Origin of the sequence: Paenibacillus sp. URB8-2 (assembly GCF_013393385.1) — a bacterium.
Lineage (GTDB): Bacteria > Bacillota > Bacilli > Paenibacillales > Paenibacillaceae > Paenibacillus_AQ.
Genome location: NZ_AP023239.1, coordinates 5,347,483 through 5,369,653 on the forward strand (window position 1 = coordinate 5,347,483; position 22,171 = coordinate 5,369,653).

A 22,171-nucleotide genomic window follows, 5' to 3' on the forward strand; every position below is an offset into this window, starting at 1 on the left:
AATCGGAATTTATGCGGCCAATTTTTCGCCGTCAGGAGCGTTTCCCTTTGGCGTCTTTACTACAAGGGTCATTACAACGGATACGACAAGCGCCAGCGCCATGAATATAAAGGAAGCGTCAGGCGAACCGGTAGAGCCGTTCAGGTAACCTACAATGTAAGAGCCTGCGAAAGAACCAAGTGCGCCGAAGCTGTTGATCAGCGCCATCGCGCCGCCCGAAACGTTCTTTGGCAGAAGCTCTGGAATGATCGCGAAGAAAGGTCCGTAAGGCGCGTACATCGCTCCGCCGGCGATAACCAGCAGCGAGTAAGACAGCCAGAAGTTCGAAGCCCCGATCAAATAGGAACCATAGAACGCGATCGCGCCGACCAGCAGGCATACCCAAACGGCGCCTTTGCGGTTCATGGTGCGGTCTGCGTAGTAAGATACGCTAAGCATACCGATGATGGCAGCCAGGTACGGAACCGAGGACAACCAGCCTGCATTGACAATTCCCATACCGGACGACTCTTTAATAATGGACGGAAGCCACATAACAAAACCGTAGACACCGATACTCCAGAAGAAATATTGGATAGACAGCATAATAACCTTCGGGTTCTTGAATGCTTCACGGTAATTCTTGACTTCTTTCATACCTTTTTGTTCTTCAAGAAGCGCTTGTTCAAGATCTTTCTTTTCACTATCGGACATCCACTTGGCTTCGCTAGGTTTGTCCTTGACCAGCTTCCACCAGAAGAATGCCCAAATTACGGAAGGCAAGCCTTCAACGATGAACATGTGACGCCAGCCGAGGCCATGTACCAGATATCCGGACACAATGGACATCCAAAGAACCGTAACGGGATTTCCGAGAATCAGGAAAGTATTCGCACGGGAGCGTTCGCTTTTGGTGAACCAGTTGCTCAGGAAGACGAGCATCGCCGGCATTACAGCGCTTTCTACCACCCCAAGTGTGAACCGGATGGCATAGAGCACTCGGATGTCATTTACGAGACCGGTTGCAGCAGCGCATGATCCCCACAAGATTAGACAGACGAATACGAGTTTTTTGGCACTTCTCTTCGCGGCATAAGTAGCGCCGGGAATTTGACAGAAGAAATATCCCAGGAAGAACAGAGCGCCCAGCAGCGAGGAAGCGGACGGTGTGATATTCAGATCATCGGCCATGCCCGATGCAGACCCGAAACTATAGTTTGCGCGGTCCAGGTAGGCCAAGCTATACGTAATAAAAATAATAGGAATCAATTTTAACCATCGGCTTGGAGCCAGCTTTTTATTTTCCATGTCGATTTTTTCTCTCCTTATTTAATAATAACGGATGCATCCATAAAAGCTGACAGCTGTCCGCGGGTAGGAAGTCCTTCCGAATCGCCTTCCGCTGTTACGGCAAGAGCTCCGATCGCGTTTCCGCGCCGTACCGCTTCGCTCACCGGCAGGCCGTCAAGCAGACCACTGATTAAACCTACTGCAAATCCGTCTCCGGCACCGACCGTATCGACAGCCTGCACTTTGAAGCCTTCGACAATGCCTTCATCGGTCGGGGTGCGGTAATACGCGCCTTCCGGTCCAAGCTTCACAGCCACGAGCTGTACTCCGCGGTCCAGATAGTAGGCAGCAATATCTCTGTGATTGGAATAACCGGTAAGCAGCTTGCCTTCTCCCATACCCGGAAGAACCCAGTCCGCCTGAACAGCGAGCGCATTGACGGTTTCGATCATTTCGGTCTCGCTGCTCCACAGCTTCGGACGCAGGTTAACGTCGAACGAAATGCTGCGGCCGGCTGCTCTCATCGCTTTGATCGCTTCAAAGGAGAGCTCGCGTGCGCATGCCGAGATGGCCGACGGAATTCCCGTCAAATGGAGATGCTTAGCAGCGGTAAAGTAGTTCATGTCGACATCTCCCGGGCAGATCGTGCTTGCGGCAGAGCCTTTGCGGAAATACTGAACCTGCGGATCTCCATCCAGGACCTTGGATTTCATTTGAAATCCCGTCGGATAACGATCATCTACAAATACCGCATCCACATCGACATTCTCTTTGCGAAGAGCATCTACAATAAATTTTCCAAACGCGTCGTTTCCGACCTTGCTGATCCACCGCATGCCAAAGCCGAGCCGAGCCAGACCTATAGATACATTTGTTTCCGCTCCTGCAAGAGCTTTTGTGAATCTTTCGATTTGATGCAGTTCGCCCGGACGATCAGCAATGAACATAGCCATGGCTTCTCCGAATGTTACAACATCGCATGCTTTCATAACCATTCCTCCTAAAAGTTTTGACAGCTTCTGCTTTCAGTCTTCACTTCGCAAAACTTGCTTCGAAAGCATAGACTTAAAGTTTTGACAGCTTCTGCTTTCAGTCTTGACAGCGTTTTCTTTCGGATTGCGCTTGAACCTGCTTCGAAAGCGTAAAGCCTACGCTTCCGAAATCATTGATACATACTTCCGCAGAACCCCTTCAACATCTTCACCTTCAACCGGGAACTCAATCGTGCGCGGCACATCGCGCGGGAGCAGATCCAGAATGCTACGCCATAGGCTATCTTTTTCTTCCGGAAGTGCCAGAGTAACCAGTTTCCCATCGATTTTCTCTACATGTTTTAAATGAATATAGCCGACATATTTATTTAGTTCCGCCGCCGCTTTCATGGCTTCTTCTTCGGTAAAGTTCCAGTTGCCGACATCAAAGGTCATCTGGATAAACAGCCCCGCTTCTTGGGAATCTTCAAAAAATTTACGAAGCTTTGCTACATTACCACCATGAAGTGTCTGGTCATTCTCAACTGTCAATTCCAATGCGTCCGTATCGGATACATGGCTCTTCCAGTACTTCTTGAGCCCTTCGAGATCCGATACTCCGGACTTGTAATGTCCAAGCGAAGTCTTGAGCCATACCGCTCCGACTGACAGCGCCTCCGGTATAACAACATCCAACTTCTCCACATTCAGCGAACCATCCGCGTTCCACAGCTCAATGGGTGCCGAATAAACGCTTACAAGCTGGCCCTTCTTGATCAAGTCGTTCAGATCGTCCAGGCGGGGAGTTTCCTCCCGGAACAGCTCTCTGCGAATTTCAATACCGGCACATCCTGCGGCTATGGCTACCGGGACACATAATTCCTGTCCCCCGTCTGCGGCCAGCGGGCCGAGGGAAGCCGTCGTTGTAAATACCTGAGTCATCCCAAATTCTCCTTTAGTTTAAAAATAACTCGCCGACATCAGTAGAAACTTTCAATGGTATCGATAAACGGTATCGGTTCCATCAAGCTTCTAAAGATGAGCCGCTTTTCACTTCAAAGCGACCCTAAGTGACACTTTTCACAACCTACGCTAATCGATTAGGAATGGAATCGGTTATCGGTATCGGTTCCACTGGCATAAAGATACATGAGGGAAAGCTTCCCCGTCAATACAGTTCACAGGATCTTAGCATTTCTTGACGGAGTTGAGCCTCTTGTGATCAAATTCGCAGACAATGCAAAATGCTGCTGCGGGCCGTTATCGCCGGCAATCCGCTCCAGAATCCGCTCCATCGCCTTATAGCCGATCTCATAGGTCGGCTGCGCAATGGTTGTGAGTCCGGAACCGACCACGGGCGCCCACTCCGAATCGTCAACACCGGCAAAGCCGACATCTTCGGGGATGCGGAGCCCCCGCTTCTGCAGAGCGTTGATCAATTTCAGTTGGGTCACTACGTTGACCGCAAAAATCATGCGGTATTGACCCTGGGTCTTGGCGATAAACCGGTCCAGTTGTTCGTCGAACTGCCCCTGGATCCGGGGCTCATATTCGTATATATCATCGACGCTGGGATGTCCGGCCGCGGCCAGAATCTGGACAAAGGTTCGAGCCCGCTCAATCCGGGAGCTGACATGCTGAATCGGCTGCGAGAAGAAACCGATCCGCTCGAATCCCTGGTCAAGAAAATAGCCCGTCGCTTCGGTCATGGCCTTGTCATTATCGGTTCCGACCGTATCGACTTTAAGTCCCGGGATGCTGCGGTCGATCAATACGATCGGAATTTGGTCCTCCGAGAGTTCCCGCAGATTCTCCAGGTTCTGTCCGGTCGGGTGGATGATCAGCCCGTCAACGCGCTGGGCATGCAACATCGCGATATAATTTTTTTCCTTCTCGGGATCGTTATCCGTATTGCACACAATCATGCTGTACCCCTGTTTCGTGCACACGTCCTCGGCCCCCTTAAGAACGGAGGTGGAGAAGGGGTTGGAGATGTCGGCAAAAATCATGCCGATGGAATAGCTGCGGTCCTGGCGCAGGCCCCTGGCCAACCGGCTTGGGCGGTAGCGAAGCTCTTTCACGCTTTGTTTAATTCTTATCAGTGTGGCTTCGGAAATCGATTTATAGTCTCCGCTCAAATAGCGGGAAATGGTCGTTTTTGAAACGCCCGCGGCCTTGGCTACATCGGCGATTGTCGCCTTCTGCGGCGGCCTGGGGGGCTGGTTAATGGAATCCATGGCTTGCCCTCATTCTTATTCAAATTATGGAGATTCTTTATTATATCATACGAAGATTTACAGTTAATAGTTTTGTTAATATGCTATATTTTTATCAAAAAAGGAGGGAGACTCATGCAGATTCATTCGAATATCCTCTCGCTGAGGAAGACCGAAGAGAAGGATCTGGAATTCGTGCTGGCCGCTGAAAGAAGTGAGGACAACCGGCCGTTTATCGGCCAGTGGACAGCGGATCAGCACCTCGCTGCGCTGGATGATGCCGGGATGCTGCATCTGATCATCGAGACGGACACGGGGGAGCTGGCGGGGTACATGATCGTAACCGGCCTTGATAACCCTAATCTTTCCGTTTGCATCCAGCGCATTGTCATCGAGCGCAAGGGCCGCGGATACGGAAAAGAAATGCTGCCGCTGCTTATCAGCTGGCTTTTTCGCAGCACCCCGGTTCATCGGCTGTGGCTCGATGTCCGGGAGCATAATGTTCGAGCGCGGCATCTTTATGAAACCGTCGGCTTTGTGTATGAGGGCACACTACGGGACTGCGTTATGACGGAAAACGGGTTCGAGTCGGAACATATCCTGTCGATCTTACGGCCGGAATACGAGGCGGGACGTTAGCCCGATTGTTCGCGCCCGCGGTGCCAATCGACTGCCGTATTCTCCCCCGCCGGGGAGATGGGACGGCGTCCGGGCAGGGACAGCGGCGGCCTGCTCCGGCTGCACCGCAGCTGCATTCGCCCGCGCCGCTTCCGGCGTCATTCCCCCGGATGCTCCAGCAGCGTCACGGACACGCCGACGTCCAGCGTGCTGCTGCCTCCGCGATAAACGCCCTGCAGCGGGCTGACATCGGCGTAATCGCGGCCCGTTCCGACGCGGATGTGATTGTCCAGCGTCTCCACATTATTGGTCGGGTCCAGGCCGACCCAGCCGATGCCAGGCACCATCACCTCGACCCAGGCGTGAGTGGCCGCATCGCCCTTAAGCGCCGAATCTTCGCCGACGTATAAATACCCGCTTACATACCGGGCCGGGATGCGCCCTGCGCGCAGGATGCCGATCATGACATGGGCCAGATCCTGGCACACCCCTTTTTTCAGATCAAAAGCCTGCCGGGCCAACGTATTCACGCTTGTCGCCTCCCCGCAATAGGTGAACGTTTCGTATACATACTTCATCACCCGTAAAGCGTACTGCACGGGATTGTCCATCTCGCCCAGCCCGCGCTTCACTTCCGACAACTGCTCCGGGTACAGCAGGGTATAGTCGGTCTCGTTCAGAAAGGACAGATAATGCTGCCGGAATTGCTGGGAATGAAAAATATCCTGCATCCGCTTCGAATACTGGATTTCATAGATAAAGGAGCCTCGCTGAATGCTCACGACCGACGTGGTCTTCACTTCCAGCAGATTATGCTTCTCGGGTATAAAAAAAGTCTCCACCTGATTGCCCCACAGATCGGTATATTCTTGGGTCAGGGAAGCCGGCGTGATCTCCGCCCGGTACATCAGCAGCCGCTGTACTTCATCCGTCAAGGGTTTAAGCCGGATCGTATTCAAGCTTTGATCGACTTGCGTTTCATAGGTGAACGTATTCGTATGCACAATTTCATAGTTCATCGGACATAACGTCTCCTTTGAGGCATTCTGTTTAGTTGATCGTAGAATTATTAGAATTCCTTAGTTTTAGGTAATCTAAATGTACATGTCCATCTGTCCATAGTCTCAATCCATCTGAAGACAAATCATTTAATATTAAATTACTCAGCACGTATTCCCCGTCATTGATAAATACTTCGACGGCACCCCTGTCCACTAATATTTCTAACTTTATTTTCCCCTCTTTCGGGTGTACAATCACTCTTTGCGGTCTGTTGAACTCCTCAGCATCAACCTTTATCCTTGAACTTACCCTATTAAACACAAATTCATTAATTGATTTATCATAGGTCAGATCTGCATGCTGCCCGTCCCCATCTCTAACAGCAAACCCAAACTTTCCTTCCGTTAAATCTGCGACATCAATTTCGGCCTCAATAGAATAAGAAAGTCCATGAAAATCTTTAAAAATATTCTCTTGACCCGTGTATATATCTTCCCCTCTTATATCCATTATTGTAAGAAAATTATCAAGAAGATTCCATACCGGTTTTTGCACCAGCTTTAATCCGTCAGGTGTTGTTTTTAACCGTATTTCTCTTACAATACTCGCATTTCCATTAAACGTATCCCACGGGAGCTTGCCTGCGTAATTCCAATTATTCATCCACGAATTGAACACTCCCCCACTTAGCTAACACTTGAAGTGGGGGATTCTTGGGTAATCCCTTCTACTGAAGGGAATTCATATCGATATTTTCTTTCGAAAAATCGTATACCAAGCGATCCCTGCGGTTCCCGCAGTTCTCCTATGGAAAATCTGTACTGATCTTCCCAGAGTTTTAAGATTATTGCCTTAGCAACATATCTAAAGGAAAGGTAGGATTGATGTTTAAACAGCAAGGCTTTTGATGTTCTGTGCTGCATTATCATCTCGATCATGAAGGGTATGGCACGATGGACATGTCCATTGCCGCACAGACAATTGCTTTACTTCGGAATGGATATAGCCGCATACATGACACCTTTGGCTCGTTGGGGCGAATGTGTCAGCCACCTTAACCGTACGTCCATACCATTCCGCTTTATACGAAAGCTGACGTGCAAATTCACCCCAGGACACATCGGCGATGGATTTGGCCAGCCGGTGATTTTTGAGCATGTTCGCCACGCTCAGATTTTCGATGCTGATCGTTTGGTTTTCACGAATCAGCTCCGTGGTGAGTTGATGCAAAAAATCATGGCGGCTGCCCACGATCTTTTCATGGATCCGGGCAACCTTCTGTTTGGCTTTCTGCCAATTGGAGCCCCCTTGGTTACGACGAGCCATGCGGCGTTGCCAAAATGCAAGTTTTTGTTCATATTTGCGAAACACTTTGGGATTGGCAACCCGCAACCCATCCGAGCAGACTGCTATTTCCTTGAGTCCAAGGTCAATGCCGATCTCCTTATCGGTCTGCGGCAGAGGTTTTATTTCCACTTCACAAAGGATGGATACAAAATACTTGCCTGCCGCATTTCGCCGCAGGGTAGCCGAAAGAATGCGTCCTTCACATGCTCTGGAGTTGGCAAAGCGAAGCCAGCCAAGCTTCGGAAGCTTAAGCCGGTTTCCATCGATTGCAATGTTGTCATTGGTGTATTTGGTGGTGTAGCTTTGCACAGGATGCTTTCGGCTTTTGAAGCGTGGAGACTGATTTTGTTTCTTGAAGAAACGTTCAAAGCTGTCTGCCACGTTTCGCACCGCCGATTGCAAAGCAATGCTATCTACCGATTTCAACCATTCAAATTGCTGTTTGAGTGCAGGAAGCTGTGTGGCACAGGTGTTATAGGACAGCCCTTTGCCTGTTGCCGCATAGGTTTCGTTCCATTTGACTAAGAAATGATTGAAGACAAAGCGACAACAGCCAAACATTTGATGGATGAGTTGCCGTTGCTTTGGATTGGGATAGATACGATATTTATAAGCTTTATGTACCAACATGCCACACAATCTCCTTTCTTGTAGGATACTTCTATTATAGCACATATGTTCGATTTGGAGCGAAAAAACCGCCGATTCATCTCCTCCCTATAGAGGAAGGAGTCTTCTTGGCTTTATAAGATAAAGTACCGGAAGTTCCCATTTGTATACGGAGCATCCCAAGTAACCCCTGTATAAGAGTCTGCGCCCTATTCCAGCCATTTGACAGGAGTTTCAGCATGAAACTCCCTTCCGTCAAAGTCACCTACAAAGTAACTGGAGCCGGTTGTTAAACCATAATTAAACCCGTTTCCCCCAATCATCAATACCCATTTTTTATTATCGCTATTGTCATCGACGTTCAGCTGAAAAAGATCAGGACATTCGATAATTCCAATATCCTGTCTTACAAAAGAAGAAGTATACTCCCAGTCTTTTAAGTTGGAAGATGTATAAAATCCCACTTTATCTCTTTCTGCCAATAGCATGACCCACTTTTTGGTTTGTTCATGCCAAATGATTTTGGGATCTCTAAAGTCGGCACTTCCTGTCGGGTTATGCTGGACGATACTATTATATTTAAAGGAATTTCCGCCATCTGTACTATACCAAAGGTTGTGCGGGAAAACCGAAGTAAAACGGATAGCCGCTATGAAGTGGAAGTGAAGCTTCTTTCTGAGGAAATATGCGATGGGCCAAAATGAAACCGGCCGGCCAAGGATGAACCCCTTGACCGACCGGTTTGTTTGTTTTTGCATATGTGAGGAGCCCCGTAAGATTGTAGAAACCTACTTTTAGGACAGCCTCAAAAATGGATCGTACTAAGGTTTCATTAGCGATCTCTAGAACGCCGGCACGACAGCAACGCCGTATTTATCCTCGATAAACTTTTTGACCTCCGGACTGGTCAGCGCTTCATCCAGCTTCTTGATTTCCTCGCGGTTCTCGTCCCCTTTGCGGACCACCACTATGTTGGCGTAAGGGGAGTTCGCGTCTTCGCGGAACAGCGCCGTCTTGGGATCGATTTTGGCCTCGAGGACAAGGTTGGTATTGATGATCGCTCCGTCCAGATCGGGCAGCGAACGCGGCAGCGTGGCGGCATCCGCTTCGACAAACTCCAGGTTATGCGGGTTATCCACGATATCTTTGGGAGTCGCCTCGTAAGTCGTAATACCGTCCTTCAGCTTGATCAGCCCCTGCTGCTGAAGCAGGACAAGCGCCCGGTATTCGTTGGAAGGATTGTTCGGAATGCCGATTTTCGCGCCGTGCGGGATTTCATCCTTGCTCTTCAGCTTCTCCGAGTAGAAGCCGATCGGTTCCACATGCACTTTAGCCGTAACTACGAAATCATAGCCCTTCTCCCCTTTAACGGAATCGAGATAAGGAACGTGCTGGAAGTAGTTCGCGTCGATCTGCTTCTCTTGCAGCGCAGGGTTAAGCTGTCCGTCATCATCCAGCGTAACGACCTCCAGATTGACGCCTTCTTCCTTCAGCTTCGGTTTGATGAATTCCAGAATCTCGGCATGCGGCACAGCCGACGCCCCTACCTTGATTGTTACTTCCTTGGGCGCTTCGCTTGCAGCCGTGCTGGCTTGCGGAGCCGCCGCTTCCCCGTTACCGTTCTGCGATCCGCAGCCGGCCAGAATTCCTGTCGCCACAATGACCGCCGCAAACCATAAGCTTCTTTTTCTCGCCATCCCAATCCCTGCTTTCTCTGAAATATGTATGTAAAAAAGTATTACTACGCTTTAACCGTTCTTGCAGCGTCTCCGGTCAATGGAGCGGGCGATATAGTCACCGGACCATTGGATAAGCTGCACAATCAAGATGATAAGAAGGACCGTCCCGAGCAGTATGTCGGTGCGGAACCGTTGATAGCCGAAGCGGATGGCCAGGCTCCCGAGTCCTCCCGCGCCGATGGCTCCTGCCACCGCCGTAAATTCGGTGATGGATATTACAGCGATCGTCATCCCCCGGATCAGAGCGGGCAGCGCTTCGGGTATAAGCACCTGCAGGATGATGGTGAACGGTCCCGCGCCCACCGATTTGGCTGCTTCGATCTTGCCGTCCTCCACTTCGCGCAGGGCATTCTCGATAATTCGCCCCAGAAACGGGGCCGCACCGATGGATAAAGACACGATTGCCGCCGTCGGGCCCAGCGATGTGCCCACAATCAGCCGGGATAAAGGCAGCAGAATCACAATCAGGATGATAAACGGGATCGAGCGCACACCGTTAATTGCGGTGCCGATTACCCGGTTGACTCCGGGAGCGGCGAGGATTCCTCCCTTCTCCGTAACCACCAGCGTGATCCCGAGCAGCGTGCCCAGAAACAGCGCGAAGACCGACGACCACGCCACCATATACAGCGTCTCCCGCAATCCTTCCCACAACAATTCGGCCAGATCGTCTCTCATCGCAGCACCGCCTCCTTTTCCGCCGGTTCCGGAATGTGTCCATTATGTCCGCTCTTGTAGAAGTCGAAAATTCCGGCGAACCGCTTGGCCGTATCGCTCTGCGGGTCTTGAAACAACTGGCGGACGGGAGCGCTCTCGACGATGCGTCCTCCCTCAATTACGGCGGCGCCGCTGCAAATGTGGCGAAGAACATCCATTTCATGCGTAATCAGCACGATGGTAAGGCCCAGGTTGCGGTTAATATCCCCGAGCAGCTCCAGAATGGAATAGGTCGTCTGCGGATCGAGCGCCGAGGTCGCTTCGTCCGACAGCAGCACATCCGGCTCTCCGGCCAGCGCCCTGGCTATGCCTACCCGCTGCTTCTGCCCTCCGCTCAGCTGGGAAGGATAGCTGCCCGCCTTGCCCGTAAGCTTCACCAGCTCCAGAATGTCCCCGACACGCCGCTTCACCTCCGCCTTGGGATACCCTGCCACCTTCAGCGGAAACGCGACATTTTCAAAGACTGTCTTGGAATCGAACAGATTAAACTGCTGAAAAATCATCCCGATCTTGCGGCGGGCCAGCCGCAGTTCACGCTCCTTCAGGTCGGTAATAACCGTCTCGCCGATCACAATCTGGCCCGAATCCGGCTCCTCCAGCCGGTTCAGACAGCGGATCAGCGTGGATTTCCCTGCGCCGCTGAAGCCGATAATGCCGAATATTTCTCCTTTTTCGATATGCAGATTAATATCCCGAAGCGCCGGAACCGTTCCGCTGCGAGTGAAGTAACTCTTGTTCAGATTAGTCACGGTGATCATGCCCGAACCGACCTTCTTTCCAGAAAATAAAAAAATCAAGCCTCTTCGCCTGGACGGCGTCACTCGGCTTGATTTCCAGACAACTGGTCAATCAATCATAATTCCTATTAATTCAATGCGTTTAATTGATAATCATTAATATAGAGTACCCGCTATTTGATGTCAATCCCCATTTTCAGCTAGACCAAACGATAGGTGCGAAGCTTATAAAGTCTTATATTTCAAAAAAGCGCACCCCCTGACTTTCGGGAGTACGCTTTTCATGTGTAAGAGGGACGGCTATTGCGCCTTCTGTAATCCGGCAAAAACCAGCGTCGTCACATACTTGCGGGCGTCCGCTGTCAGCAGCAGCAGTTCAACGCTTCCTTTGGCGGGTTCCCCGCTGCCAAATTTCACTTTGGCTCCATCCAGGGTTTCCAGCATACCGGTAACGGTATAGCCTTGATCTAGCAGAGCGTCGATTTCCTGCTTCTCTTTGGCGAATTCATCGTATGCGGACATTAAACCACCCCTCCACTGATCTCGGCTTTGGCCGGCACCACCGGAGCGGTTCCGAACCGTTTGCGCTGCAGATACTTGCCGGCGCCTGCCTTGCCCACAAACTGCTTGTCGCGGATAACGAACTCGCCGCGGCTCAGCACGGATACCGGCTCTCCCTTCACCTCAAAGCCTTCAAAGGCATTATAGTCGACATTCATATGATGAGTTTCGGCAGAAAGGGTCCGCTGCACCGCCGGATCGAAAATGACGATATCGGCGTCGCTGCCGACGGCGATCGTCCCTTTTTGCGGGAACAGGCCGAACAGCTTCGCGCTGGTAGTTGAGATAATATCCACGAACTTGTTCAGCGAGATGCGTCCTTTTTCCACGCCTTCCGAGTACAAAATGGTGAACCGGTCTTCAATCGTCGGCCCCCCGTTCGGAATTTTCGAGAAATCACCAAGGCCCAGCTCCTTCTGGCCCTTGAAGTTAAAGGAACATTGGTCGGAGCCGATGGTCTGCAGACTGCCGTTCCAGAGGGATTTCCACAGCACGTCCTGGTTCCACTGCTCACGCAGCGGCGGTGACCAGACGTATTTGGCTCCTTCGAAGTCCGGCTTCTCCAACGCGGTCTGGTCAAGCACAAGATACTGCGGGCAGGTCTCGCCATAGACGCGCAGCCCTTTCTTGCGGGCCTCCTCGATCTTCCACGCCGCTTCGGCGCAGGTTACATGCACGACATAGAGCTGCGAGTCGGTCAGCTCGGTCAGATAGGCGGCGCGGCCCGTGGCCTCGCCCTCAAGTTCCGGCGGCCGGGTCAGCGCATGGTAGATCGGATCGGTATTGCCCTCGGCTAGCGCCGTGCTCACGAGATAGTCGATGACATCACCGTTCTCGGCGTGGACCATGACGAGCGCGCCTTCTTTTTTGGCGGCCTGGAGCGTCTTGAAGAGTGTGCCGTCGTCGGCCTGGAGCACATTTTTGTAAGCCATGAACACTTTAAGGGAAGTGATGCCTTCGTTCTCGATGATTTGCGGCAGCTCGGCGAGCACCGTGTCGTTCAGCTCGGACACCATCAAGTGGAAGCTGTAGTCGATCACGGCTTTGTCCTGCGACTTCTCATGCCAGGTGTTCACCGCCTGCTGGAGAGGCAGCCCCTTGCTCGTCAGGCAGAAGTCGATCACCGTCGTCGTGCCGCCATAGGCAGCGGCGATGGTGCCCGTCTCGAAGTCGTCAGCCGTCACGGTGCCCCCAAACGGCATATCCAGATGCGTATGCGGATCGACCCCGCCCGGGAAGACATAACAGCCGGAAGCGTCAACGATCTCGGCGCCTTCCCCTTGAAGGTTAAGCCCGATTTCCGTAATGATGCCGTTCTCGATGGCGACATCCCCGGCAAACGTGTCCGCCGCCGTCACAATCGTTCCGTTCTTGATGATCTTCTTCATCCCTCAAACCACCTCCGCTTTGGAATACGAACCGCTTAAGCTGCCGACGACGCGCTGACGCTCGTTCCACGTCATCGGCGGCAGGCCGCTGTCCACCTCCACCATGTCGATAGCGCCCTCCGCCGGGCAGACGATGGAGCACAGGTTGCAGCCGACACAATCCTCCTCGCGCACCTTCAGAATCGCCTTGCCTTCCGCATTGGTCAGCATGTCGATGCATTGATGCGAAGTGTCTTCGCAGGCAATATGGCATTTGTTGCAGTTGATGCAGTTGTCCTCGTTGATCCGGGCCACTACTTTATAGTTGAGGTTAAGGTCGCCCCAGTTCGAATATTTGGACACCGACTTACCGGTCAGCTCGGTCACGGATGCGAGGCCCTTCTCATCCAGGTAGTTGTTCAATCCGTCGATCATTTCCTCGACGATGCGGAAGCCGTGATGCATGGCCGCCGTACACACCTGGATCGCGGTGGAACCCATCAGCATGAACTCGACAACGTCCTGCCAGGTGGAAATGCCGCCGATGCCCGAGATCGGAACGGTGACCTCGGGATGCCGGGCGCATTCGGCAACCATGTTCAGCGCGATCGGCTTGACGGCCGGGCCGCAGTAACCGCCATGAGCTCCCTTACCGCCGATATGGGGGATCGTGTTCCACGAATGAATGTCCACTCCCGCGAGACTGTTAATCGTATTGATCAGGCTGATCGCGTCGGCGCCTCCCTTGACGGCATGGCGGGCCGTCACCGTAATATCGGTAATGTTCGGCGTCAGCTTGACGATGACGGGTGTTGTCGCCACTTCTTTTACCCAATACGTCTGCGCCTCCACCAGATCGGGCTGCTGGCCGGAAGCGGCGCCCATGCCGCGCTCGGCCATCCCGTGCGGACAGCCAAAGTTCAGCTCCAGGCCGTCCACGCCGACATCCTCGACTCTTTTGACGATTTCATGCCACTTCTCCTGCGTGGGTTCTACCATCAGGGAGGCGACCACGGCGTGATTCGGGAATCGCTTCTTGGTCTCGTAGATTTCCTTCAGATTGACATCAAGCGGACGGTCCGTAATCAGCTCGATATTGTTGAAGCCCGCCACGCGCTGCCCGTTAAAATTAACGGCGGCAAAGCGCGAGGACGTGTTGATGATCGGATCGCCAAGCGTCTTCCATACGGCTCCTCCCCAGCCCGCTTCGAAAGCGCGCTGCACCTGATAGCCTGTATTGGTAGGCGGGGCCGAGGCCAGCCAGAACGGATTGGGGGACTTGATTCCTGCGAGATCGATGCTCAAATCTGCCATTGATAATTCCCTCCCTGGAAAAATATTTTATACTGCAGAGCCGACAACGCTGTCCTGCTGCGGCGAGAACTGCTTAATGATGGCGTGGGCGGCTGTTTTGCCCTGCTGGGCCGCGGATACCACCATGGCTTCGCCTTTGCCGAAGCCGAAGACGATATCGCCCGCCGCATAAATTTGCGGATCGGAGGTCCGGTGGGTCGCCTCGTCGATTGTGACGACGCCCCACTCGTGCTCAAGACCGAGATGCTCGATCAGGCCGGTATGGCGCATCTGGCCAATCGCCAGCACGACGGCATCCACCGGCATGATGAATTCGGAGCCTTCCACCGGCATCGGTTTCAGCCTGCCGTCGCCGCCGGTCTCGCCGGTCAGCTTCATGCTGACGCATTCCAGGCCAGTCACCTTGCCTAGCCCGTCGCCGATAATGCGCTTCGGCAGCGTCAGCCAGCTGAACTCAACGCCTTCCTGCTTGGCGAATTCGTATTCGAAATCATAGGCGGTCATCTCCTCCCGGGTACGGCGGTAGACCATCTTCACATTGGCGGCTCCGAGCCGCACGGAGCAGGTTGCGGCGTCGATTGCCGTGTTTCCGGCGCCGATTACAGCAACGCGCTGACCGGTCAGCTGCAGGTTGGAGACGCCCGTCTTGGTCGATTCCACCAGCTTGATGGCGTCATATACGCCGTCCAGCTCCTCGCCCGGGATGCCGAGCCCAGGAACGTAGCCCATACCGGCGGCAAGCACGATGGCGTCGTATTCGGCTTTCAGCTCATCCACCGTTACATCCGTCCCTACCTTGACGCCCGTGCGGATCTCCACGCCGAGCTTCTCGACCTGCTCCACTTCCCACAGGGAGACGGACTGCGGCAGACGGAAGGAAACGATGCCGTGCGTGTCGAGGCCTCCGGCCAGTTCTCTCGCTTCATAAATCACGACGGAGAAGCCTTCGCGAGCCAGTTCTCTGGCGGCCGACAGTCCGGCCGGACCGCCGCCGATCACGGCAACCTTCTTCCCGCTCAGAGAACCGGCCTTGAACAGCGTCACATCATTATTCATCGCCCAATCCGTCGCATAACGCTGGAGCAGACCGATCTGAATCGGCTCGGAAGCGTCGTTCAGCACGCAGGCTCCTTCGCACAGCTCTTCGGTAGGGCAGACGCGAGCGCAGCTTGCGCCTACCGGGTTGGACTCCATAATCGTGTGCGCGGCGCCTTTCAGGTTGTCCGTGGCGATGCGTTTAATGAAAGAAGGAATGTTGATTCCCGTCGGGCAGGCCTTGATACAAGGAGCGTCGTAGCAGTAGAGACATCGGTTGGACTCTTCGGCGGCACCTTTGCGGGTAAGCCCCGGCTCGGACTCGGCGAAATTCCGCATGAACATGTCGGGTGAAAAAGCGGTCAACGGAGAAGTGGGTTCCATCGGTTATCCCTCCCAGGTTTATGTTATATAATATAACACAATTACGATTTTTGCCTTAAAATTCTACTTACTTTGGCAGATTTATATAGTAAAATAAGCTGTATCACTAAAAAAACGGGCTTATTTCTGCCTAGTTAGGTTAGTTATCCTAACATTCTATATTCAAACTATAGTCAATTCATTTTTTCGATACATTAGACATAATGTCTAATTTCAAAAGTGTTTTTTTTACGCGTGAGAAACGTCTGAAAATGGCTGCGGGAATACAAGCAATGCGGCATCGTCATAGAGAAGGAGGATGAGTATGGACTGGGAACTAGTATTTACCATTCGGGAAGCGCTGAAAAGACCGCTGTTCGCCGATGCGATCGTCGTCGGAGGAGCCACGGGGCTGGACCGGGCGATCCGCTGGGTGCATGTGCTGGAAAGCTCCAGCTTCGAGAGCCTGATTCACGGCCAGGAAATGATACTTACAACGGGCATCGGGATGAGTGTCGATCTCCCTTCCTCCCTGGAATTTCTGGAATACCTGATCCAAAAGAACGCCGCCTGTCTGTGCATCGAGCTGGGCACGTACTTCAGCTCCGTACCGGAGGAACTGATCGCGCTGGCGGACCAGCATGATTTTCCGCTCATCGTCTTTAAACGCACGGTACGGTTCGTCGATATTACGCTCGACCTGCATTCGCTGATCATCAACCGCCACCACCGCATGCTGGAGGAACTGGAGAGAATCTCCCGCGAATTCCACCGGCTGACGCTGACCTCGCAGGGGACGGTTAAGGTGCTTCAATTGCTGACCAAAAGCACGCGCACGCAAATTCTCTACATGCAGCTGCAAGGCAAGCCGCAATTCTTCCCCGCGCTGTCGCCGGAGGAGCAGGGGCCGCTGCTGCGCTTCTTCTCGGCCTTTTACGAGGAGATGGAGGGAGTGCACCAGCCGGACGCGGCCCCCATCTTCCGTGAACTCAGCGGCAAGACGGTCGTGCTCAAGCCGGTCGGCGCTCTCGACCAGACCTGGGCCTACCTGCTGATGGTCTGCCCCCACAAGCCGCAGGAGTTCGACTGTCTGCTGCTCGACTCCGCCTCGCTGTCCATCGCGCAGGAGCTGCTGCGCACGCGCTACATGGAGGAGCGCAAGCTTTTTTCCGAAAATCTGTGGGTCGACGAATTGATCAACGGGCGCATCGACGACGATAACAGGCTTAAGAGCCTGATCGGACCGGATTTCGGCGTCGTCAACGAGCTGCCTTACCGCGTGTGCCTGATCGAGATCGAGAATCCCCGAAACGTAAAATGGAACAGCTCGGAGAACGAATGGGAATCAATTACGTTTCACCTTTCGCTCGTCCTGCGTTCCATTTTTGAAAAATATTCGTTCCGGCCGCTGATTACGCTGAAAAACAACCGTCTGACCGTCATCGCATTGGACATTCAGTCCAAACTGCCCGGCCGGACCCGGCTGCAGCAGGCGCTGGAAGCCCTGCAGAACATCCGCTCCGACGAGAAGCTGAAGGATCTTAAGTTAATGATCGGCGTCGGCAAATCACACACCCAGCTGAAGAAGGCCCCTACGGGCTACCGCGAAGCAGTGCAGGCGCTCTCCCTCTATCCCTGTCACCAGAAGCCGATTCTGTTCTACGAAGAGCTTGGCGTCTTCCAGCTTCTGCTGAACTTGAACGACGGCACGACGCTGCAGAACTTTATCCGCACCTATCTCGGCCCGCTGATCGACCACGACCAGCAGAAGGGCAGCGAGCTGCTGCTGACGCTCCGGGTCTACCTGGATCATGACGGGTCCAAGCAGATCGCGGCGCGCAAGCTGTTCATCGTCAGACAATCACTGTACTACCGGCTCGACAAAATAACCGAACTGCTCGGCGAGGACTTCATGTCGCCGGAGAACCGCATATCGATTCAGGTCGCGCTGCGGGCCTATCAGTTCCTGTACCCGGAGAAACTTACTCCGCCCAGCTCCCGTTCATTACCTCTTTAAATGTATCCAGGATAAACTGGATATCGTCATCGGTCGAGGCGAGCGGAGGGGCGAAAGTCAGCACGTTATTGAATCCCGCGACCGTATCGCCGTTCTTGCCGATAATCAGGCCTTTGGCCTTGCATTCGGCAATAATGCCCTTCACCGTATCAAGCGGAGCCGGCTCTTTCGTATTCTTATCCGCCACCAGTTCAATGCCGGTGATCAGGCCGAAGCTGCGGACGTCGCCGACCAACTTGTGATCCAGCAGCTCGGACAGCCCGGCGCTCAGCCGCTTGCCGAGAAGATCGCCGCGTTCGACGAGATTTTCCTGCTCCATGATTTCCAGGTTGCGGAGTCCCAGCGCGCAGGCGGCGGGATTGCCGCCGAACGTATTGATATGGCGGAAATAGCCGTAGTCGTCGCTGTTATCCTTGAAGACTTCGTAAATCTCTTTGCGGACGGCGGTCGCCGACAGCGGAAGATAGGCGCTGGTCAGCCCTTTGGCCATCGTCACGATATCCGGCTTCACGCCGAAGTTATGATGCCCGAACCGGCGCCCCGACCGTCCGAAGCCGCAGATGACTTCGTCGATAATGAGCAGCACGCCGTGTTTCTTGCAGATTTCCTGCACACGGTCCATGTAGACCTGATGAGGCACAAGGACGCCGCCGCCGGTAATGACCGGCTCCATGATGACCGCCCCTACCGTCTCAGCGCCTTCCCAGACGATGGTATCCTCGATCTGCTGGGCCATCTGCAGATTGAATTCCTCCACGGACTGCCCTGCGGGACGGCGGTAGCTGTCCGGCGGAGCTACGTGCAGGAAGCCGCCGCTTAGCGGCTCGTATTTGTATTTGCGCTGGGCCTGCCCCGTCGCGGACAGGGCGCCGAATGAATTGCCGTGATACCCCCGGTAGCGGGCAATGAACTTGTGCCGGTAATGCTGGCCGATCTGCTGCTGGTACTGCCGCACCATTTTAAAGGCCGCTTCATTCGCTTCCGAGCCGCTGTTGGAGAAGAAGATGACATATTCGTCTCCCAGCCATTCATTCAGCTTCTCCGCCAGCAGAATAGCCGGCATATGGCTCTGCGTCAGCGGAAAATAAGGCAGGCTGAGGAGCTGGTTATACGCGGCTTCGGCCAACTCCTTGCGGCCGTAGCCTACATTGACGCACCAAAGGCCTGACATGCCGTCCAGATATTTTTTTCCATCAATATCGGTAATCCACGAACCGCTCGCGGAAGCGGCGATCATCGGCGGATTGGCCTCGCTGTAAGGCGAAATGTGATGCCACAGGTATTTCCGGTCTTTGCTGATTGCAAGCTCGCTCTCTATCCCCGTGTTGAGCATTGGCGTTTATCCCCTCTCAAGCCCCGCGGCCGTTTTCTTGCGGTCAGTAGCGGGCTGTGATCATTTTTTTGCGTGTATAAAACTCTACGCCGTCGCGTCCGTTGGCATGCAGGTCCCCGTAGAACGACTTCTTGTAGCCCGAGAATGGGAAGAAAGCCATCGGTGCGGGCACGCCTAGATTGACTCCCAGCATGCCGGCGTCGATCTCTTCCCGGAACTCGCGGATCGCCTTGGCGCTGTCGGTGTAGATGCAGGCGCCGTTGGCGAACGGCGAACGATTGGTGACTCCAATCGCTTCCGCCAGATCCTTGACGCGAATAACGGCCAGCACCGGGGCGAAAATCTCGTCCTGCCAGATCGTCATTCCCGGCTTCACATGATCGAATATCGTCGGGCCGATGAAGTATCCGGCTCCTTCGGCGGCGGCGTCCTTCCTGCCGTCCCGGACAAGCGACGCCTGCTCGCGCACTCCAGCTTCGATATACGAGACTGTCCGTTCCTTATTCGACTGGCGGATGACCGGTCCGAGGAACACCCCGGCTTCCAGGCCGCTGCCGATTTTGAGATTGTCGGCGGCAGCCTGGAGGCGCGCGACCAGATCGTCGGCTATCGCCTCATGAGCAACCACGACCGAGCAGGCCATGCAGCGCTCGCCCGCGGAGCCGAAGGCAGCGGCGATAATGTTCTTGACCGCGTTATCCATATCCGCGTCGGGCAGTACGATGGAATGGTTCTTGGCGCCGGCCAGCGCCTGGACCCGTTTGCCGTGCGCGGTTCCGTTCTTGTAGACGTACTCCGCGACCGGCTGGGAACCGACGAAGGATATGGCCTTGATGTCCTCATGCTCCAGCATTCCGTTCACGACCTCATGCGCACCGTGCACCACATTCAGCACGCCCGGCGGAAAGCCCGCCTCCGCGAACAGTTCGGCCAGCCGGCCGACGAGAAGCGGCGTCCGCTCCGACGGCTTCAGCACAAAGGTGTTGCCGCAGGCAATCGCCAGCGGGAACATCCAGCACGGCACCATCATCGGGAAGTTGAACGGCGCGATCCCGCCGACGACGCCGAGCGGATAGCGGTACATCCCCGATTCGATGCCCGTGGCGATGTCCGGCAGCTGGCTGCCCATCATCAGGGTAGGAGCGCCTGCGGCAAACTCCACGCATTCGACGCCGCGCTGCACCTCGCCGCGCGCTTCTTCCAGGCTTTTACCGTTCTCCAGCGTAATCAGCTCCGCCAGCTCCTCCGCATGCTTCAGCAGCAGCCGCTGATATTCGAAGAAATAGCGGGCGCGGCGGGGGACGGCCACCTTTTTCCAGCTTGCAAAAGACGATTTCGCCGCAGCAACCGCCGCATCTAGTTCTTCACGGCTGGACAGCGGCACGTAAGCGATCACTTCGCCCGTTGCGGGATCGAACACCTCCTCCTCCCGTCCGGAAGTCGACTCTACCCATTGCCCGTTGATAAAATTTCTCACTTTTTCGGTCCGTTTGACCAATAAAGACATGCAAGTCACCTCTTCTCCTGTAAAGTACCCCTCGCAAAGCGGAGTATCTGTCTCTAAGCTGCCTGGAATGAACGAAAACTTATAAATTCTTCCATTCTTTTGAGAAAAAGCCGCCCCCGCAAAATCAGATCCGCACAGGTTAGGGTGGGTTGTCAGGGATTTCGCGGAGGCCGCAGGATTCGCAAATACGTTAATACATTGACCGGATCGGTCGGATTATTTAGAAGCCATGTCCATAATTTCGTTCGTGTACGCCTCGGACAGATTGGCCTCTTTCTTGATTACGCCGAACTTAAAGGCAATGTCTGCGGTTTGCTTGAATGCGGCTTCGTCCGTGTAGCCCAGCTTGGAGATGTCGAAGCCTTCCGGCTGAATCAATTTGGCGACTTCTTCCATCATTTTCAGCTGATGCTCTTTCGTCGTGCTGCCCGCTTCCGCCTGCTCCATCACAATGTCCACTGCCGCCGCCGGATCGGCGATGGCGTCCTTCCAGCCTTTAAGCGAAGCGCGGACGAATTTCGCCGCCGTCTCTTTATTAGCTTCCAGCCATTCCTTGTTGGCGAACAGATTGTCTTCCAGCATAGCGACGCCTTCGTCGTTCATGTCGATGACATTCAGGTCTTCGGCTTTGACGCCCGACTCCAGCACAACTTGGTACTCGTTGTAAGTCATAGCAGATGCCGCATCCAGCTCGCCGCCGAGGAATTGGTCCATCGTAAAGCCTTGTTTCGTAAATTTGACATCTTTATTCGAATCGATCTTGTACTTATCGAACAGCGCCAGCAGCTCGAACTCGTTGCCGCCCATCCAGTTGCCGACACGTTTGCCTTTCAAATCAGCCGGACTGTTGATGTTCGCCGATTTCTTGGAGACCAGCACGAGACCGCTCTTTTGGTAAATTTGGGCGATTTGCACCAGCGGCATTTCCTGCTCTTGGCTCGTCAGCAGACTCGCTACCCAATCGACGCCGATATCGGCCGATCCGCCCGCCACCTGCTGCTCGGGCACGATATCCGGTCCGCCGGGCAGGATTTGAACGTCCAGACCTTCATCCTTGAAGTATCCTTTGCTGAGCGCGACATAGTACCCGGCAAATTGAGCCTGTGGCACCCATTTCAGCTGAAGCTTGACTGGAATCGGATCTGCCGCCGGCGCCATGCTTGCTTCCGGAGCTGCCGAGCTTCCCGTTGAAGCGGCCGGCGCGTTTCCGGAAGAAGCATTATTGTTCCCTCCGCAACCTGCAAGCATCGACAGCACCAACGCCATTACCGCCATTAACAGCACACCGCGAAATTTTCTGTTTTTTACGCTCATCAATCCAATTCCCCCCACCGAAAATTTTTAAAAATCAATAAGAAAACGACTCCTGAAACAGTATGGTTACCGTCATGATGACCTGTATGCAAACGGCCTGGCCTGATTCCTCAGGGGTAGCCTACCGGCCGGTTG

At 53.8% G+C, this 22,171-nt stretch carries 21 protein-coding genes; 2 read left to right on the top strand and 19 right to left on the bottom strand.

Annotation, left to right across the window (positions count from 1 at the left end; genetic code table 11):
* Positions 1–9: 9 nt before the first annotated feature.
* The 4 genes from PUR_RS24700 to PUR_RS24715 all read right to left on the bottom strand — a co-directional run bounded on the left by PUR_RS24700 (position 10) and on the right by PUR_RS24715 (position 4,477).
* A complete protein-coding gene (locus PUR_RS24700; RefSeq protein ID WP_179037494.1) occupies positions 10–1,287 on the bottom strand; it encodes an MFS transporter in 1,278 nt (425 codons plus the stop codon).
* A 17-nt stretch (positions 1,288–1,304) separates the two neighbouring features.
* Complete coding sequence (locus PUR_RS24705; protein WP_179037495.1) at positions 1,305–2,258, bottom strand: sugar kinase; 954 nt, start codon at positions 2,256–2,258, stop codon at positions 1,305–1,307.
* Positions 2,259–2,417: 159 nt separating this feature from the next.
* Positions 2,418–3,182: a sugar phosphate isomerase/epimerase gene (locus PUR_RS24710; RefSeq protein ID WP_179037496.1), complete on the bottom strand. Its 765-nt coding sequence runs from the start codon at positions 3,180–3,182 to the stop codon at positions 2,418–2,420.
* 236 nt (positions 3,183–3,418) lie between these two features.
* The gene (locus tag PUR_RS24715; RefSeq protein WP_179037497.1) at positions 3,419–4,477 is read right to left on the bottom strand and encodes a LacI family DNA-binding transcriptional regulator; all 1,059 of its coding nucleotides are present in this window, start codon (positions 4,475–4,477) and stop codon (positions 3,419–3,421) included.
* 114 nt (positions 4,478–4,591) lie between these two features.
* On the opposite strand from PUR_RS24715, the gene PUR_RS24720 reads away from it, so the two are divergent.
* The gene (locus tag PUR_RS24720) at positions 4,592–5,095 is read left to right on the top strand and encodes a GNAT family N-acetyltransferase (protein WP_179037498.1); all 504 of its coding nucleotides are present in this window, start codon (positions 4,592–4,594) and stop codon (positions 5,093–5,095) included.
* Here PUR_RS24720 and PUR_RS26220 read toward each other — a convergent pair.
* From PUR_RS26220 to PUR_RS24775, 12 genes are all read right to left on the bottom strand, one after another.
* Complete coding sequence (locus PUR_RS26220) at positions 5,066–5,236, bottom strand: hypothetical protein (protein ID WP_232101636.1); 171 nt, start codon at positions 5,234–5,236, stop codon at positions 5,066–5,068. The genes PUR_RS24720 and PUR_RS26220 overlap by 30 nt on opposite strands.
* The gene (locus PUR_RS24725) at positions 5,233–6,093 is read right to left on the bottom strand and encodes a transglutaminase family protein (RefSeq protein ID WP_179037499.1); all 861 of its coding nucleotides are present in this window, start codon (positions 6,091–6,093) and stop codon (positions 5,233–5,235) included. The genes PUR_RS26220 and PUR_RS24725 overlap by 4 nt, the downstream gene beginning before the upstream one ends.
* A 31-nt stretch (positions 6,094–6,124) precedes the next feature.
* Positions 6,125–6,739, bottom strand: a complete 615-nt coding sequence (locus tag PUR_RS24730) for a GH32 C-terminal domain-containing protein (protein ID WP_179037500.1) — start codon at positions 6,737–6,739, stop codon at positions 6,125–6,127.
* A gap of 225 nt (positions 6,740–6,964) precedes the next feature.
* Complete coding sequence (tnpB, locus tag PUR_RS24735; protein WP_179037501.1) at positions 6,965–8,053, bottom strand: IS200/IS605 family element RNA-guided endonuclease TnpB; 1,089 nt, start codon at positions 8,051–8,053, stop codon at positions 6,965–6,967.
* 188 nt (positions 8,054–8,241) lie between these two features.
* The gene (locus PUR_RS24740; protein WP_197970113.1) at positions 8,242–8,790 is read right to left on the bottom strand and encodes a glycoside hydrolase family protein; all 549 of its coding nucleotides are present in this window, start codon (positions 8,788–8,790) and stop codon (positions 8,242–8,244) included.
* 84 nt (positions 8,791–8,874) lie between these two features.
* Entirely contained in the window at positions 8,875–9,729 is an 855-nt protein-coding gene (locus PUR_RS24745) for a MetQ/NlpA family ABC transporter substrate-binding protein (RefSeq protein WP_179037502.1), read from the bottom strand.
* Between the two features lie 51 nt (positions 9,730–9,780).
* On the bottom strand, positions 9,781–10,449 hold the full coding sequence (locus PUR_RS24750; protein ID WP_179037503.1) for a methionine ABC transporter permease: 669 nt from the start codon (positions 10,447–10,449) through the stop codon (positions 9,781–9,783).
* On the bottom strand, positions 10,446–11,246 hold the full coding sequence (locus tag PUR_RS24755; RefSeq protein WP_179037504.1) for a methionine ABC transporter ATP-binding protein: 801 nt from the start codon (positions 11,244–11,246) through the stop codon (positions 10,446–10,448). Before PUR_RS24755 ends, PUR_RS24750 begins: the two co-directional genes overlap by 4 nt.
* A 279-nt stretch (positions 11,247–11,525) precedes the next feature.
* Complete coding sequence (locus tag PUR_RS24760; protein ID WP_179037505.1) at positions 11,526–11,747, bottom strand: hypothetical protein; 222 nt, start codon at positions 11,745–11,747, stop codon at positions 11,526–11,528.
* On the bottom strand, positions 11,747–13,174 hold the full coding sequence (gene hydA, locus PUR_RS24765; RefSeq protein ID WP_179037506.1) for a dihydropyrimidinase: 1,428 nt from the start codon (positions 13,172–13,174) through the stop codon (positions 11,747–11,749). The genes PUR_RS24760 and hydA overlap by 1 nt, the downstream gene beginning before the upstream one ends.
* Before the next feature lie 3 nt (positions 13,175–13,177).
* Entirely contained in the window at positions 13,178–14,467 is a 1,290-nt protein-coding gene (preA, locus tag PUR_RS24770; protein WP_179037507.1) for an NAD-dependent dihydropyrimidine dehydrogenase subunit PreA, read from the bottom strand.
* A gap of 27 nt (positions 14,468–14,494) precedes the next feature.
* Positions 14,495–15,886, bottom strand: coding sequence for an NAD(P)-dependent oxidoreductase (locus PUR_RS24775; protein WP_179037508.1), 1,392 nt, complete (start codon positions 15,884–15,886; stop codon positions 14,495–14,497).
* Between the two features lie 304 nt (positions 15,887–16,190).
* Here PUR_RS24775 and PUR_RS24780 point away from each other — a divergent pair, with 304 nt between their 5' ends.
* A complete protein-coding gene (locus tag PUR_RS24780) occupies positions 16,191–17,882 on the top strand; it encodes a PucR family transcriptional regulator (protein ID WP_179037509.1) in 1,692 nt (563 codons plus the stop codon).
* On the opposite strand, the gene PUR_RS24785 is transcribed toward PUR_RS24780, so the two are convergent.
* From PUR_RS24785 to PUR_RS24795, 3 genes are all read right to left on the bottom strand, one after another.
* The gene (locus PUR_RS24785) at positions 17,848–19,215 is read right to left on the bottom strand and encodes an aspartate aminotransferase family protein (protein ID WP_179037510.1); all 1,368 of its coding nucleotides are present in this window, start codon (positions 19,213–19,215) and stop codon (positions 17,848–17,850) included. The two genes, PUR_RS24780 and PUR_RS24785, sit on opposite strands and share 35 nt — an antisense overlap.
* Before the next feature lie 43 nt (positions 19,216–19,258).
* Positions 19,259–20,722, bottom strand: a complete 1,464-nt coding sequence (locus tag PUR_RS24790) for a CoA-acylating methylmalonate-semialdehyde dehydrogenase (protein WP_179037511.1) — start codon at positions 20,720–20,722, stop codon at positions 19,259–19,261.
* Between the two features lie 216 nt (positions 20,723–20,938).
* Positions 20,939–22,036 carry an ABC transporter substrate-binding protein gene (locus PUR_RS24795; RefSeq protein WP_179037512.1) on the bottom strand — a complete coding sequence of 366 codons (1,098 nt, stop codon included), beginning with the start codon at positions 22,034–22,036 and terminating at the stop codon, positions 20,939–20,941.
* Positions 22,037–22,171: the final 135 nt, after the last annotated feature.